The sequence below is a fragment of the Noviherbaspirillum suwonense genome (genome assembly GCF_900182955.1).
GTDB lineage: Bacteria > Pseudomonadota > Gammaproteobacteria > Burkholderiales > Burkholderiaceae_D > Noviherbaspirillum_A > Noviherbaspirillum_A suwonense.
In genome coordinates this window covers 136506-150298 of sequence record NZ_FXUL01000005.1, presented here as the reverse complement: position 1 = coordinate 150298, position 13793 = coordinate 136506, and the positions used below count along the sequence as shown (strand labels likewise).

General features: G+C 64.9%; 13 protein-coding genes and 1 pseudogene. 11 read left to right on the top strand and 3 right to left on the bottom strand.

All coding sequences use genetic code 11. The features are described from left to right. Nucleotides 1-248 precede the first annotated feature (248 nt). From garD to QOL82_RS09430, 3 genes and pseudogenes are all read left to right on the top strand, one after another. A complete protein-coding gene (gene garD / locus QOL82_RS09440) occupies nt 249-1829 on the top strand; it encodes a galactarate dehydratase (RefSeq protein WP_283441999.1) in 1581 nt (526 codons plus the stop codon). 94 nt (nt 1830-1923) lie between these two features. Then, nucleotides 1924-2892, top strand: a complete 969-nt coding sequence (locus QOL82_RS09435; protein WP_283441998.1) for a Bug family tripartite tricarboxylate transporter substrate binding protein — start codon at nt 1924-1926, stop codon at nt 2890-2892. A 38-nt stretch (nt 2893-2930) separates the two neighbouring features. Then, nucleotides 2931-3158, top strand: a pseudogene (locus tag QOL82_RS09430) (L-talarate/galactarate dehydratase); the annotation flags it as partial. A 143-nt stretch (nt 3159-3301) separates the two neighbouring features. Here the strand turns inward: QOL82_RS09430 and sodB are convergent. After that, nucleotides 3302-3880 (bottom strand): superoxide dismutase [Fe], encoded by a 579-nt coding sequence (gene sodB / locus QOL82_RS09425; RefSeq protein WP_283441997.1) that lies wholly within the window; start codon nt 3878-3880, stop codon nt 3302-3304. Between the two features lie 86 nt (nt 3881-3966). Further along, a complete protein-coding gene (gene xseA / locus QOL82_RS09420) occupies nt 3967-5337 on the bottom strand; it encodes an exodeoxyribonuclease VII large subunit (RefSeq protein ID WP_283441996.1) in 1371 nt (456 codons plus the stop codon). A gap of 332 nt (nt 5338-5669) precedes the next feature. On the opposite strand from xseA, the gene QOL82_RS09415 reads away from it, so the two are divergent. The 7 genes from QOL82_RS09415 to QOL82_RS09385 all read left to right on the top strand — a co-directional run bounded on the left by QOL82_RS09415 (nt 5670) and on the right by QOL82_RS09385 (nt 9904). Next, complete coding sequence (locus QOL82_RS09415) at nt 5670-6275, top strand: MotA/TolQ/ExbB proton channel family protein (RefSeq protein WP_283441995.1); 606 nt, start codon at nt 5670-5672, stop codon at nt 6273-6275. A gap of 18 nt (nt 6276-6293) precedes the next feature. Continuing rightward, the gene (locus QOL82_RS09410) at nt 6294-6731 is read left to right on the top strand and encodes an ExbD/TolR family protein (protein WP_283441994.1); all 438 of its coding nucleotides are present in this window, start codon (nt 6294-6296) and stop codon (nt 6729-6731) included. Between the two features lie 18 nt (nt 6732-6749). Next, nucleotides 6750-7826: a tetraacyldisaccharide 4'-kinase gene (lpxK, locus tag QOL82_RS09405; RefSeq protein WP_283441993.1), complete on the top strand. Its 1077-nt coding sequence runs from the start codon at nt 6750-6752 to the stop codon at nt 7824-7826. Then, on the top strand, nt 7765-7971 hold the full coding sequence (locus QOL82_RS09400) for a Trm112 family protein (RefSeq protein WP_283441992.1): 207 nt from the start codon (nt 7765-7767) through the stop codon (nt 7969-7971). The genes lpxK and QOL82_RS09400 overlap by 62 nt, the downstream gene beginning before the upstream one ends. Before the next feature lie 7 nt (nt 7972-7978). Next, nucleotides 7979-8746, top strand: coding sequence for a 3-deoxy-manno-octulosonate cytidylyltransferase (gene kdsB / locus QOL82_RS09395; RefSeq protein WP_283441991.1), 768 nt, complete (start codon nt 7979-7981; stop codon nt 8744-8746). Between the two features lie 138 nt (nt 8747-8884). Further along, nucleotides 8885-9541, top strand: coding sequence for an adenylate kinase (adk, locus tag QOL82_RS09390; RefSeq protein ID WP_283441990.1), 657 nt, complete (start codon nt 8885-8887; stop codon nt 9539-9541). Between the two features lie 195 nt (nt 9542-9736). Then, nucleotides 9737-9904, top strand: a complete 168-nt coding sequence (locus QOL82_RS09385) for a hypothetical protein (protein WP_283441989.1) — start codon at nt 9737-9739, stop codon at nt 9902-9904. 460 nt (nt 9905-10364) lie between these two features. Here the strand turns inward: QOL82_RS09385 and QOL82_RS09380 are convergent, their stop codons facing one another. Further along, a complete protein-coding gene (locus QOL82_RS09380; protein ID WP_283441988.1) occupies nt 10365-11054 on the bottom strand; it encodes an Npun_F0296 family exosortase-dependent surface protein in 690 nt (229 codons plus the stop codon). A gap of 570 nt (nt 11055-11624) precedes the next feature. Here QOL82_RS09380 and QOL82_RS09375 point away from each other — a divergent pair. Continuing rightward, nucleotides 11625-13784, top strand: a complete 2160-nt coding sequence (locus tag QOL82_RS09375; RefSeq protein WP_283441987.1) for a sodium-translocating pyrophosphatase — start codon at nt 11625-11627, stop codon at nt 13782-13784. Nucleotides 13785-13793 lie beyond the last annotated feature (9 nt).

The following is a 13793-nucleotide window of genomic DNA, read 5'->3' as shown; positions in this document are numbered from 1 at the left end:
GGTGGCTCCTGGCGACGAAATTCAGTACGGCGCGCTGGTTGCTATTTGAGAATGTCGTGATTATACTCCATCGTACGTTGTCTGATGACTGATAACCGGATGCCGGGAGACGGCTGCATGACCGGCAAACAGGCCGGGCAGCGAGGCGGGAGACCGAAGGACACGGGCCGCCTGGCGTCCGGGCAATCCCGGCGACCGGATTGCACCAAACCGGCAAGACGCGAAGGCCGCACACGCGGATTCCGCACATGAACGAGGAGACCAGTATGGGCGAGGCCACCGCACCGATCCGCGCAGCAGGCAAGCCGCTGTATATCCGCATGCATGACAACGACAACGTCGCCATTGTCGTCAACGAGGGCGGCCTGCCGGCCGGGGCCGAGTTTCCCGGGGAATTCGTGCTGCGGGACCGGGTGCCGCAGGGCCACAAGATCGCGCTGGCCGACCTCGCCGAGGGCGATGCGATCCGCCGCTACGACGTCGTGATCGGCCACGCGGCGCGCGACATTCCCAGGGGTAGCTGGATCGACGAGTCGCTGGTGCGCATGCCGCCGGCGCGCGACCTGGCGAACCTGCCGCTGGCGACCCGCAGGGCGCCGCCGGCCGAGCCGCTGGAAGGCTATACCTTCGAGGGCTACCGCAATGCCGACGGCAGCGTCGCCACGCGCAACATCCTGGCCATCACCACCACCGTGCAGTGCGTGGCCGGCGTGGTCGAGCACGCGGTCCAGCGCATCCGGGCCGAGCTGCTGCCCGACTACCCGAATGTCGACGACGTGATCGGCCTCGAGCACACCTATGGCTGCGGCGTGGCGATCGATGCGCCCAACGCGGACATCCCGATACGCACGCTGCGCAACATCAGCCTGAACCCGAACTTCGGCGGCCAGGCCATGGTGGTCAGCCTGGGCTGCGAAAAGCTGCAGCCCGCGCGGCTGCTGCCGGAAGGATCGATCCCGATCCAGAACGGCCCGTACATCGTGACGCTGCAGGACGACAGGCATGTCGGCTTCGAATCGATGATCGCGTCCATCATGGACATGGCCAGGCTGCGGCTGGCCGCGCTGAACCTGCGCCAGCGCGAGACCTGCAGCGCGGCCGACCTGGTCGTCGGCGTCCAGTGCGGCGGCAGCGACGCCTTTTCCGGCGTGACCGCCAACCCGGCGGTCGGCTATGCGGCCGACCTGCTGGTGCGCGCCGGCGCGACCGTGATGTTTTCCGAGACCACCGAGGTGCGCGACGGCATCGACCAGCTCACCGCGCGCGCCGCCAACGAGGAAGTGGCGCAGGCGATGATCCGCGAGATGGCCTGGTACGACGATTACCTGAAAAAGGGCGGCGTCGACCGCAGCGCCAACACCACGCCCGGCAACAAGAAGGGCGGGCTGGCGAATATCACCGAGAAGGCGATGGGCTCCATCGTCAAGTCGGGCAGCAGCGTCATTTCGGGCGTGGTGTCGCCGGGCGACAAGGTGAGGCAGAAGGGGCTGATCTATGCCGCCACGCCGGCCAGCGACTTCATCTGCGGCACGCTGCAGCTGGCCGCCGGCATGAACCTGCACATCTTCACGACCGGCCGCGGCACGCCCTACGGCCTGGCCGCGGTGCCGGTGATCAAGGTGGCGACGCGGGACGACCTGGCGCGGCGCTGGCATGACCTGATGGACGTCAACGCCGGCGCCATCGCCACCGGCGAAGCCAGCATCGCCGACGTCGGCTGGGAATTGTTCCGCCTGATGCTGGACGTCGCCAGCGGCAGGAAAACCTGGGCCGAACACTGGAAGCTGCACAACGCGCTGACGCTGTTCAACCCGGCCCCGGTCACCTGAGACCTGAGTCCTGACCAGCAGCGCTTTCATTCTTTAGATATTTCTCAAAACAAGCCCTGAAACGGCGTTATCCACTTCCACTCCTGGAGACAGCATGAACGCAAGACGTATCCTTTCCGCCCTGTTGCTCGGCAGCGCGCTGTGCGCATCGGCCCAGGCCGCGGGCTATCCCGAAAAGCCGGTCACCGCGGTGGTGACCTTCCCGGCAGGCGGCTCCACCGACATGATCGCGCGGGCGATCGGGCCGAAGGTCGGCCAGCTGCTGGGCCAGCCGTTCGTGGTGGAAAACAAGGCCGGCGCCACCGGCGCCATCGGCTCGGCCTTTGTGAAAAACGCGCCGCCGGACGGCTATACGCTGATCGTGGCGTCCATCGGCGTCTGGGTGGTCAATCCGCACCTGCAGAAGAAGCTGCCGTACGACCCGTCCAAGGATTTCGACTTCCTGACCGTCGCGGTGCAGGCGCCGAATGTGCTGGTGGTCAATCCCAACCTGCCGGTCAAGTCGGTCGCCGAACTGATCGCCTACCTGAAGAAGAACCCGGACAAGACCAGCTTCGGCACGTCCGGCGCCGGCAGCTCGGACCACCTGACCACCGCGCTGTTCTGGCAAAAGACCGGCACGACCGGCCTGCACGTGCCGTACAAGGGCGGCGCGCCGGTGCTGACCGACCTGATGGGCGGCCATGCCGACGCATCTTTCCAGAACCTCAACCTCGTGGTCCCCTATATCAAGGCTGGCAAGCTGAAGGCGCTCGCCATTACCGGCGCCAAGCGCTCCACGCTGCTGCCCGACCTGCCGACGCTCGATGAAGCGGGCGTGAAGGAAGTCGACGTCTATTCCTGGCAGGGCATAGGCGCGCCCAAGGGCCTGCCGGCCGACGTGAAATCCAAGCTGCACGGCGCCATCGTCGGCGCGTTGAACGACCCCGAAATCAAGGCCCGGCTGACCGAGCAGGGCTTCGAAGTGGTCGGCAACACGCCCGAGGAATTCGCGAAATTCCAGGCGCAGGAACTGGCGCGCTGGAAGAAGGTGATCGAAGTGGGAAAAATCACGGTCGACTGAACCGGATCCACCTCTAAGCCCGAGGAATGATCGTGAACATGCCTGCCCATCCCGCTGCCGCTGCTGTCCCGGCATCCGCGGACCGGATCGCCTCGGTCCGCATCTCGTCGGTCTACCTGCCGCTGAAGACGCCGATCAGCGACGCCAAGGTGCTGACCGGCCGCCAAAAGCCGATGACGGAGATCGCCATCCTTTTCGCCGAGATCGAGACGGCGGACGGCCACGCCGGCCTTGGCCTTGGCATCAGCCTGAGCGAACAGGCCGGCGCCTGGACCAGGGAGGAATTCACGGCGGGCCGGAAACCGTAGGTTTTTCGCCGGAGCATAAAAAAATCCCCGCGGCGCCAGCGCCGCGGGGATTTTCATTTCAGGTCCGGCTGAAGTTCAGCTGAAGTTCAGCTGGTTACCACTTACGCCAGGTTCTTGTTCGCGAATTCCCAGTTGACCAGGTTCCAGTAGTTTTCCAGGAACTTGGGACGGGCATTGCGGTAGTCGATGTAGTACGCATGCTCCCAGACGTCGCAGGTCAGCACAGGCTTGTCCGCGGTGGTCAGCGGCGTTGCGGCATTGGACGTGTTGACGATGTCGACCGAGCCGTCGCCCTTGGACACCAGCCAGGTCCAGCCGGAACCGAAGTTGCCGACCGCGGACTTGGTGAATTCTTCCTTGAACTTGTCGAACGAGCCCCACTTGGCATTGATCGCGTCGGCGACCTTGCCGGTCGGCGCATTGCCGCCCTGCGGGGACAGGCAATTCCAGAAGAAGGTGTGGTTCCAGACCTGGGCCGAGTTGTTGAAGACGCCGCCGGAAGACTTCTTGATGATGTCTTCCAGGGACATGTTTTCAAACTCGGTGCCCTTGATCAGGTTGTTGAGGTTGGTCACATAGGCCTGGTGATGCTTGCCGTAGTGGTATTCCAGGGTTTCCTTGGACATGTGCGGCTGCAGCGCGTCCATCGGGTAGGGCAGGGGTGGCAGAGTATGTTCCATGTTGTGTCCTTGTGGTTTTTGGGTTGAACGTGAATTTGCCAAATAAGCATTGTAAAACGGATGGGCGATCGCCGCATCCTGTCCGGTCAAGTCGTGCCGTCCAGCGTCGGCTGCACGCTGGCCAGCGTGACGTCGGCGCCGCCGTCGGCCAGCCGCAGCGACAGCACCTGCTTCGGCCGCAGCTGGCTCGGCGAGCGCACCACCGCGCCGGCGCCGTCGGTGATGATCGCGTAGCCGCGCTCCAGCGTGCGCTGCGGATTGAGCAGTTCCAGCTGCGACGCCAGCGCCATCAGCGCCTGCCGGCGCTGGCGCTGCTGGGCCACCGCCTGCGTCTGCAGCCGCCGGCCCTGCTCGGCCAGCCGGCGGCGCTCGGCGGCGATATCGGGCAGCTGCGCCCGCAGCCGCGTGTCGAGCTGGTTGACCGCGTAACGCGCCAGGCCGAGCGGCGTGCGGGTCGCATGCGCCAGCCGCAGCTGCATTGCCTGCAGCTTCAGCCGCTGGTGCGCGGCATAGGCGCTCGGGCTGACCAGGCGGCGCGACAGCCAGTCCAGGTTTTGCGCGGACTCGGATAGCCGCCGCCGCATCGCCCGCGTCAGGTCGTCGGCCATGCTTTCCAGCGTATCGAGCCAGTGCGCGCGCGGCGCCGACGCCATCTCGGCGGCGGCCGTCGGCGTCGGCGCCCGCAGGTCGGCGGCGAAATCGGCGATGGTGAAGTCGGTTTCATGCCCGACGCCGGAAATGACCGGCATCGTGCAGCCGGCTATGGCCCGCGCCACCGCTTCATGATTGAACGACCACAGGTCCTCGATGCTGCCGCCGCCGCGGCACACCAGCAGCACGTCGCATTCCGCCCGCAGCGACGCGGTGGCGATGGCCTGCGCAATCTTCTGCGCCGAGCCTTCGCCCTGCACCGGCGTCGGATACAGGATCACGGCCAGGTGCGGCGAGCGCCGGCGCAGCGTGGTCAGCACGTCGCGCAGCGCAGCCGCCTGCAGGCTGGTGACGATGCCCACGGTGCGGGCGAACAGCGGCAGCGGCCGCTTGCGGGATGCATCGAACAAGCCTTCCTCGGTCAGCCTGGCCTTCAGCTGCAGGAACGCTTCATACAGGTTGCCGACGCCGGCGCGGCGTATCGCTTCCACGCTCAGCTGGTATTCGCCGCGGGGCGCATACAGCGTGACCAGCGCCCGCACCTCGACCTTGTCGCCCTCGCGCGGCATGAAGTCGGCATATTGGGCGCGGCCGCGGAACATCACCGACCTGACCTGCGCAGCGCTGTCCTTCAGCGTGAAGTACCAGTGGCCGGACACGGCCTTGGTGAAGTTGGAAATCTCGCCGGAGATCCAGGCCAGCGGAAAATTGCGTTCCAGCATGCGCGCCACCGCCTGGTTCAGCGCGGATACGGTCAATACCGGCGGCGTCGCGGCAACCGGCTCGCTTCCGAAAACCTGACTCATGCGCCCAGCTTTCCACAGTGAAGGAAATAATTCATCGCCCGGTCATAAATCATGCAAAAGCTCCAAAGTATTATGCAAGTAGTTGATTTTAAAGGAATTATAGGTGTGAGTGTTTCCTGAGCACACAGGGAAATGTCTTATAAATCAAGTACTTTGCTGTTCAATCCTACGGTTGTTCACAATGTTATCCACAGAGCCTGTGCAAAACTTTTTGGCTGGTGGCCGGACTTATGATCGTATTGACATCAGTCTTCCGGGAAACTTGCCCATGCCCGGCCAACAGGTTACATTCCCGCATCCAGTAATTTGCCCCATACAACAAGGAGTGTTTTTTGTTCGCCATTATTCAAGCTGCCGGCTGGCCGATCTGGTTTCTGCTTATCGCCTCGTTGCTGGCGCTGACCCTGATCGTCGAGAGAACATTGTACCTGCGGCGCAACAGGATACTGCCCCCGACGCTGCTGCAGGAAGTCATCAAGGTCTACCAGAGCGGCAAGATCAACCGTGACGTCATCGACAACCTTTCCGCCAATTCCCCGCTGGGCCGGGTGCTCGCCGCCGGCCTGCGCAACGTCAATGCGCCGCGCGAGGTGATGAAGGAGTCGATCGAGGAAGCCGGCCGCGGGGCCGCGCATGAACTGGAGCGCTTCCTGACCACGCTGGGCACCATCGCCAGCCTGGCGCCGCTGATGGGCCTGTTCGGCACGGTGGTCGGCATGATCGAGATTTTCGGCGCGCAGGATGCGGCCGGGACCAACCCGGCGCAGCTGGCGCACGGCATCTCGGTGGCGCTCTACAACACCGGCTTCGGCCTGGCGATCGCGATGCCTGCCGTCGTGTTCTACCGCCATTTCCGCGCGCTGGTCGACAGCTTCATCGTCGACATGGAGCAGCAGGCGGTCAAGTTCGTCGACATCGTGCATGACGCACGCAATTAAGCCGCACGAGGACACACGATGAACTTCCGCCGAGGCATGGCCCGCGAAGAGCCGGAAATCAACCTGATTCCGTTTATCGACGTGCTGCTGGTGATCCTGATCTTCCTGATGGTCACCACGACCTACAGCCGCTTCACCGCCCTGCAGGTCACGCTGCCGACGGCCGAGGCCGAGAAGGCGCAGCAGCGTCCGCCCGAGATCCACGTGCTGGTCGATGCGCAGGGCCGCTATGCGATCAACAATGTGCAGGTCGCCTACCGCGACGTCGCCGGCCTGGCCGAGGACCTGCGCCGCGCCGCGTCGGCCGCCGGCGCCCAGAACAAGCAGGACCCGGTGCTGATCATCAATGCCGATGCGCTGGCGACCCACCAGACCGTGATCAACATCATGGAAGCGGCCCGCATCGCCGGACTGCCGCAACTGACCTTCGCCGCGCAGTCGGGCGGCGCGAAGTAAGCGCTCCGGGCCTGCCCCGTGGCATCGTCTCCCTCCGGCCTGCACGCGGCCTTCCACCGCATCTGGCGCCGGCGCGGTCCCGCCGCCTGGCTGCTGCTGCCGGTCTCGCTGCTGTTCGGCCTGCTGACAGGGCTGCGCCGCCGGCTGTACCGCGCCGGCCTGCTGCGCGCGGAACGGCTCCCGGTGCCAGTGCTGGTCGTCGGCAACATCTTCGTCGGCGGCACAGGCAAGACCCCTCTGACCATCTGGCTGGCCCAGCGCCTGCGCGCGGCGGGCTTCCATCCGGGCGTGGTTTCGCGCGGCTACGGCGCCAGCCTGGACGGGCCGCGCCTGGTCAGCGCCGACGCCAGCCCGGACGAGGTCGGCGACGAGCCGCTGCTGATCGCGCGCCATGCCGGCTGTCCGATGGCGGTCGGGCCCGCGCGCGCCGCCGCCGGCCGCGCGCTGCTGGCCGCGCATCCCGACGTCGACCTGCTGCTGCTGGACGACGGCCTGCAGCACTATGCGCTCGCGCGTGACCTGGAAATCATCCTGTTCGACGGCCGCGGCGCCGGCAATGGCTGGCTGCTGCCGGCCGGCCCGCTGCGCGAACCGCTGTCGCGGCGGCGCGATGTCACCGTGGTCAACGGCGGCGCCGCGCCCGGCATGCCGGCGGATGCGTTCGGCATGGAGCTGCGCGGCGAATGGGCGGTGCAGCTCGCGCCGCCGCACGGGCGCATGCGCCTGTCCGCACTTGCCGCACGCGCGCCGGCCCTGAAAATTGCCGCCGCCGCCGGCATCGGCAACCCGGAGCGCTACTTCGCGATGCTGGAAGGACAGGGCCTGCGATTCGAGCGCATGCCGCTGCCGGACCACTATGCGTTCGACGACAACCCGTTCGGCGGCAGCAGCGCCGATGTCATCCTGATCACGGAGAAGGATGCAGTAAAATGTCGCCACTCTGACGCCCTCAGGAACGATGCAAGGCTCTGGTTTGTGCCGGTCGAGGCTGTCATCGACGCCGCCCTGGCCGATTACATTGTGGAGAAATTACGTGGATTCCCGACTGATAGACATCCTGGTTTGCCCGATTTGCAAACGCCCGCTGGACTATGACCGGAAGGCGCAGGAACTGATCTGCCAGCCCGACAAGCTCGCCTATCCGATCCGCGACGGCATACCCATCATGTGGCCGGACGAAGCCCGCGACCTGAATGCGGCGACGCTGGTGCCGCCGGCTCCCGGCAACCTGGCAGGCTGAGCGGCCGATGTCGTTTACCGTCATCATCCCGGCGCGGCTGGCGTCGACCCGGCTGCCCGGCAAGCCGCTGGCCGACCTCGGCGGCAAGCCCATGGTGGTGCGGGTGGCCGAGCGGGCAGCGCTGTCGGGCGCCGCGCGCGTCATCGTCGCTACCGACCATGCGGACATCCTGGCCGCGTGCCGCGAACATGGCGTCGCGGCGCACCTGACCCGCGCCGACCATCCGTCCGGCACCGACCGCATCGCCGAAGTGGCTGCCGCCATCGGGCTGCTGCCCGATGCGGTCGTGGTCAACGTGCAGGGCGACGAACCGCTGATCGACCCGGCGCTGGTCGCCGCGACCGCTGCGCTGATCAGCGCCGACGTGCCGATGGCAACCGCGGCGCACCCGATCGCCGACGCCGCCGACCTGTTCAACCCGAACGTGGTCAAGGTCGTGCTCGACGCCAGGGGCCGCGCGCTGTATTTCTCCCGCGCCGCCGTGCCCTGGCATCGGGACGGTTTCGCGCAGTCCACCGCCGTGCTGCCCGCCGGCCTGCAGCCGCTGCGCCATATCGGCCTGTACGCCTATTCGCAGTCCTTCCTGCAGGCCTATCCCGGCCTGCCGGTCTCGCCGCTGGAACAGATCGAGGCGCTGGAACAGCTGCGGGTCCTGTGGAATGGCTACGCCATCGCGGTCCACCTTGCCGGCGAAGCGCCGGCCGCCGGCGTCGACACGCCGGAAGACCTGGAGCGGGTGCGCCGCCACTATGACGGCGCCTGCGCTGCGTCATAGCGCAGGCGCGGCGAATACTGCCGGATAAGCAAGGTTTTGTGGTAAGTTTCGTGCAAAGTTCAAATGGTAAAAGAGACTACCATGGCGGCTCGCGTCGACCGCCGCAACAGATTTCAAAACTCGTCTAGGATCGATTTCATGCGCCTCATCTTGCTGGGAGCGCCTGGTGCCGGAAAGGGCACGCAGGCCACCTTTATCAAAGAAAAATTCAATATTCCGCAGATTTCCACCGGCGACATGCTGCGTGCCGCGGTCAAGGCCGGCACACCCATGGGCCTGGCGGCCAAGAAGGTCATGGACGCAGGCGGGCTGGTGTCGGACGACATCATCATCGGGCTGGTGAAAGACCGGCTGAAAGAGCAGGACTGCCAGAACGGCTACCTGTTCGACGGCTTCCCGCGCACGATCCCGCAGGCCGACGCGATGAAGGACGCCGGCGTGGCGATCGACTACGTGCTGGAAATCGACGTGCCGGACGCCGCGATCATCGAGCGGATGAGCGGGCGCCGCGTGCATCCGGCGTCGGGCCGCACCTATCACCTGAAATTCAACCCGCCCAAGGTCGAGGGCCGGGACGATGTCACCGGCGAGGAACTGATCCTGCGCGACGACGACCACGAGGACACCGTGCGCAAGCGGCTTGCGGTGTACCACGAGCAGACCGAAGTGTTGGTCGGCTACTACAACCAGTGGGCAGCCTCCGGCGAGCCGGGCGCGCCGAAATACCGCCGCATCGAAGGCGTCGGCCCGGTGGAGGAAATCCGGGACAGGGCATTCGCCGCGCTGGAGCAATAGGGAAAACAGGCATGATCGGAGCGGACCACCGGTCCGCTTTTTTTATGATGCTGGCGTCCCGGAGGGGCGGGTCATCAGGCCGCGCGATTAATTATTCACTGGCCTGATATCTTGTATCAAACATCGGAATTGGAATTGATTGCTGTCTGGCCCTATCTTTGAGTCATTGGATAACCAACCTTCAGGAGCCAGACCATGACCACCGCAGCTCATTCCTACGCCCCATTGCCGAATACCGAAAAAAAGACGTCCATCCTTTCCGCGATCGTTGCAGCCGTGTTCATGGTCGACCTGCGTGAAGCGCTTGCGTCGAAGAGCAGCGCCGAAACCCAGGCAGCCGGCGAATTCGTCTACGGCCTGTAACAACGACCGGCAGCTTCATCGAAGCTGCGCAGCCGGGCCGGACGGGAAGCACCGCATCCGGCCAGATAATGAAAACGCCCCGCATGCCGGGGCGTTTTGCTGTGCGGCGGTACGGCAGGGCAGCCGCGCAGTGCCCCGATGCCGCCGGGCCGCCATGCATGCGGTTCCGGGATGAAAGCGGCGTTGAGCGCTCATCGAACCACGGGAAACCGACAATATTCACAAACCATATATCCGATATCGTTAATCGAAATTTACTTTATTTCCCCGTAACTACTATAGTTACTCCGTCTCCTCCACCCTCCCAAAGGATGGATTTAAGCCTGCTCTTCGTGAGCGGGCTTTTTTTTGCCCATTCGCGGCGTCGATAAAAAAACCCGCCATCGACATCGAGGCGGGTTTCAGGGAATCAGCGGCGCATCGGCGCAATGAGCCGATGCCGGAACGCCTGTTACGCCTATTACGCCTGGCGCCGCCGCTTGCGGCTGCTGGCGATCAGGCCCAGGCCGGCGATGCCCAGCAGTGCCAGCGAACCTGGCTCGGGCACGCTGCCGAGCTGGTCGGGCGTCGACTGGCCGAAGGTGTGGTTGTCGGTCTCGAACGCATTGGCGCCGCTGGAATAGACGATCCGGTCGAAAAAGACCTGGTTCCCGTTCGCGGTCGGGAAGTAGTTCACATAGGTCGACCGGGTCCGGTCGCCATTGGTCGCGGCGCCCGGGAAGGCGACTTCGTTGATCTGCGTGCCGGTGAACGCATCGACCATGATGTTGTTCAGGTAAAACTGCACCAGGTTATAGCTGTCCAGCGAGCCGGTGAAGAAACCGAAGTAATTGGCCTGCTGGCCGAGCGAGATCGTGACTGGCCCGCCATCCGAAGGGCCGACGGTGAAATAGGGCGTGAAGTCGTCCGCCGGCGACGCATGGGTCGTGCTGGTGCCGGTCGGGAAGTTGCTCGGCGCGCTGCCGGTATAGGTCGCACCGCAGGAATTAAGCGCGTTTCCGCCGTTGAAATTGACGGTGCAGGCGCCGTTCAATGTGGAAAGCTGGCCATCGTCTCCGCCATCGATGCCGCCGGTCGTGATAAAGCCGGCGTTTGCCGCGCCACAGCAGAGGCTGAGGACTGATACAAGGAATTTCGATTTGCCATTCATGAACGACTCCGGGTGGACGATTGATCCGCTTGGAAAGATTGAACTGATGAAAGTTCATCATTTAACAAATTACTGGTCGGCATCTTGATCCAACATCCAGCCAGCGCTTCCGGCGTTCAGCTGCCAGCCCCGCACGCGCCATCGTGCGCATAGTGGCAAAATCACTACAAACTGCCTGCACAGCAAACCGGAATCGGTCCGGTTATGACTTATAGTGTGCTTCAGGGTCGGGATGCGTCGGGCGTCGACATACAGGCAGCTTATTTAAAATGCATGATGTGCCCGGTCTTATGCCAAAATAATTTCGAGCGAACAAACGTGCCGAATTGGGAGGACCACACAGTGGATTTCATCATGGCCCTGAATAGCAATTAGTCGGAAAGATCAGCAGCGGACACGGGTGTCCGCTTTTTTTTTGTGCGGCGTCTGCCGCACCGGTTTTGAAAAGACTCGGCCAGCCCAGGCACTCAAGAATAAAAGGGCAGCGCAAAAGTTTCGGTAACAGGTGTCCGCCCATGGCGGCGCTGTAGTCCTTGCAACTTTGTCGTGACATAAAAAGGAGGAGTCAACATGGCAGCAGCTCTGGGATTTGCCGTTCTGTGCGGCCTGATCGCGGTAATTTACGGAATGATGTCGCGCAGCTGGATATTGCGGCAGGATGCCGGCAACGCCCGGATGCAGGAAATAGCGGCGGCGATCCAGCAGGGCGCCGCCGCCTACCTGGCGCGCCAGTACCGCACCATTGCCATCGTCGGCGTGATCCTTTTTCTGCTGATCGCCTTCATCCCCGGGCTGGGCCTGACCACGGCCATCGGCTTTCTGATCGGCGCGGTGCTGTCGGGAGCCTGCGGCTTCATCGGCATGAATGTGTCGGTCCGCGCCAACGTGCGCACCGCCCAGGCCGCCACGGTCGGCATCCAGCAGGCGCTCAATGTCGCCTTCAAGGGCGGCGCCATCACCGGCATGCTGGTGGTCGGACTCGGCCTGCTGGGCGTGACCCTGTTCTACTGGGTGCTGGTGATGACGGCGCCACACGGCGCGGGCTTCACGCTGTCGCAGCATGACGTGATCAAGCCCCTGATCGGCCTGGCGTTCGGCGCATCGCTGATTTCCATCTTCGCCCGGCTCGGCGGCGGCATCTTCACCAAGGGCGCCGACGTCGGCGCCGACCTCGTCGGCAAGGTCGAGGCCGGCATACCGGAGGACGACCCGCGCAACCCGGCCGTGATCGCCGATAACGTCGGCGACAATGTCGGCGACTGCGCCGGCATGGCCGCCGACCTGTTCGAAACCTATGTCGTCACGCTGATCGCCACCATGCTGCTCGGCACCCTGATGATGACCGGCATGGAAACCGAGGCGGCCGTGTATCCGCTGCTGCTGGGCGCGGTGTCCATCCTGGCGTCCATTATCGGCTGTGCCCGCGTCAAGTATCTGCCAGGCAAGAAGATCATGTCGGCGCTGTATGTCGGCCTGTGGATCGCCGCGGTGCTGTCGCTGGTCGGCTTCGCCATCGTCACCTGGCTGATCATGCCGCCGGAAATGCGCATCCCGATGATGGGCTCCGCGGTGGTCGGCATCGTGCTCACCGGCCTGATGGTCTATATCACCGAGTACTACACCGGCACCGAGTACAAGCCGGTGCAGCATATCGCCCAGGCATCCACTACCGGCCACGGCACCAACATCATCGCCGGCCTGGGCGTGTCGATGAAGTCCACCGCCTACCCGGTGCTGGCGGTCTGCCTGGCCATCATCGTGTCCTATAGCCTGGGCGGCCTGTACGGCATCGCGATCGCCGCCACGTCCATGCTGTCGATGGCCGGCATCATCGTCGCGCTCGACGCCTACGGCCCGGTCACCGACAACGCCGGCGGCATCGCGGAAATGGCCGGCATGCCGGAGGAGGTGCGCGCAATCACCGACCCGCTGGACGCGGTCGGCAATACCACCAAGGCCGTGACCAAGGGCTACGCAATCGGTTCGGCCGGGCTGGCGGCGCTGGTGCTGTTCGCCGACTACACGCATGCGCTCGACAGCGCCGGCATCTCGGTCGCATTCGACCTGTCCGACCCGGCGGTGATCGTCGGCCTGTTCATCGGCGGCCTGGTGCCCTACCTGTTCGGCGCGATGGCGATGGAGGCGGTGGGCCGGGCGGCAGGCGCGGTGGTGGTGGAAGTACGGCGGCAGTTCCGCGACATCAAGGGCATCATGGACGGTAGCGGCAAGCCGGAATACGACCGCGCGGTCGACATGCTGACCTCGGCCGCGATCAAGGAAATGGTGCTGCCGTCGCTGCTGCCGGTGGCCGTGCCCATCCTGGTCGGCATGCTGCTCGGGCCGGCCGCGCTGGGCGGCGTGCTGATGGGCGCGATCGTCACCGGCATCTTCGTCGCGATCTCGATGACCACCGGCGGCGGCGCCTGGGACAATGCGAAGAAGTACATCGAGGAGGGCAATCACGGCGGCAAGGGCTCCGAGGCGCACAAGGCCGCGGTGACCGGCGACACGGTGGGCGACCCGTACAAGGACACGGCCGGCCCGGCGATCAACCCGCTGATCAAGATCATCAACATCGTCGCGCTGCTGATCGTGCCGCTGCTGCCGGTGACGCTGGTGGTCGAGGGCAGCGCCGCCCCGCACAAGGCGCCGCGGGCGCAGGCGACGGCGATCGCACCGGCGCTGGCCGACGCGACGCCGGTACTGAAGCCGGCCCTGGCGCCGCGCTAGGGACGCCCG

Excerpts from the sequence above, each read along its gene's own strand:
- kdsB (WP_283441991.1), top strand. The coding sequence starts at position 7,979 with ATGTCGTTTACCGTCATCATCCCGGCGCGGCTGGCGTCGACCCGGCTG.
- QOL82_RS09410 (WP_283441994.1), top strand. The coding sequence starts at position 6,294 with ATGAACTTCCGCCGAGGCATGGCCCGCGAAGAGCCGGAAATCAACCTG.
- QOL82_RS09380 (WP_283441988.1), bottom strand. The coding sequence starts at position 11,054 with ATGAATGGCAAATCGAAATTCCTTGTATCAGTCCTCAGCCTCTGCTGT.
- QOL82_RS09385 (WP_283441989.1), top strand. The coding sequence starts at position 9,737 with ATGACCACCGCAGCTCATTCCTACGCCCCATTGCCGAATACCGAAAAA.
- adk (WP_283441990.1), top strand. The coding sequence starts at position 8,885 with ATGCGCCTCATCTTGCTGGGAGCGCCTGGTGCCGGAAAGGGCACGCAG.
- garD (WP_283441999.1), top strand. The coding sequence starts at position 249 with ATGAACGAGGAGACCAGTATGGGCGAGGCCACCGCACCGATCCGCGCA.
- xseA (WP_283441996.1), bottom strand. The coding sequence starts at position 5,337 with ATGAGTCAGGTTTTCGGAAGCGAGCCGGTTGCCGCGACGCCGCCGGTA.
- QOL82_RS09435 (WP_283441998.1), top strand. The coding sequence starts at position 1,924 with ATGAACGCAAGACGTATCCTTTCCGCCCTGTTGCTCGGCAGCGCGCTG.
- QOL82_RS09375 (WP_283441987.1), top strand. The coding sequence starts at position 11,625 with ATGGCAGCAGCTCTGGGATTTGCCGTTCTGTGCGGCCTGATCGCGGTA.
- sodB (WP_283441997.1), bottom strand. The coding sequence starts at position 3,880 with ATGGAACATACTCTGCCACCCCTGCCCTACCCGATGGACGCGCTGCAG.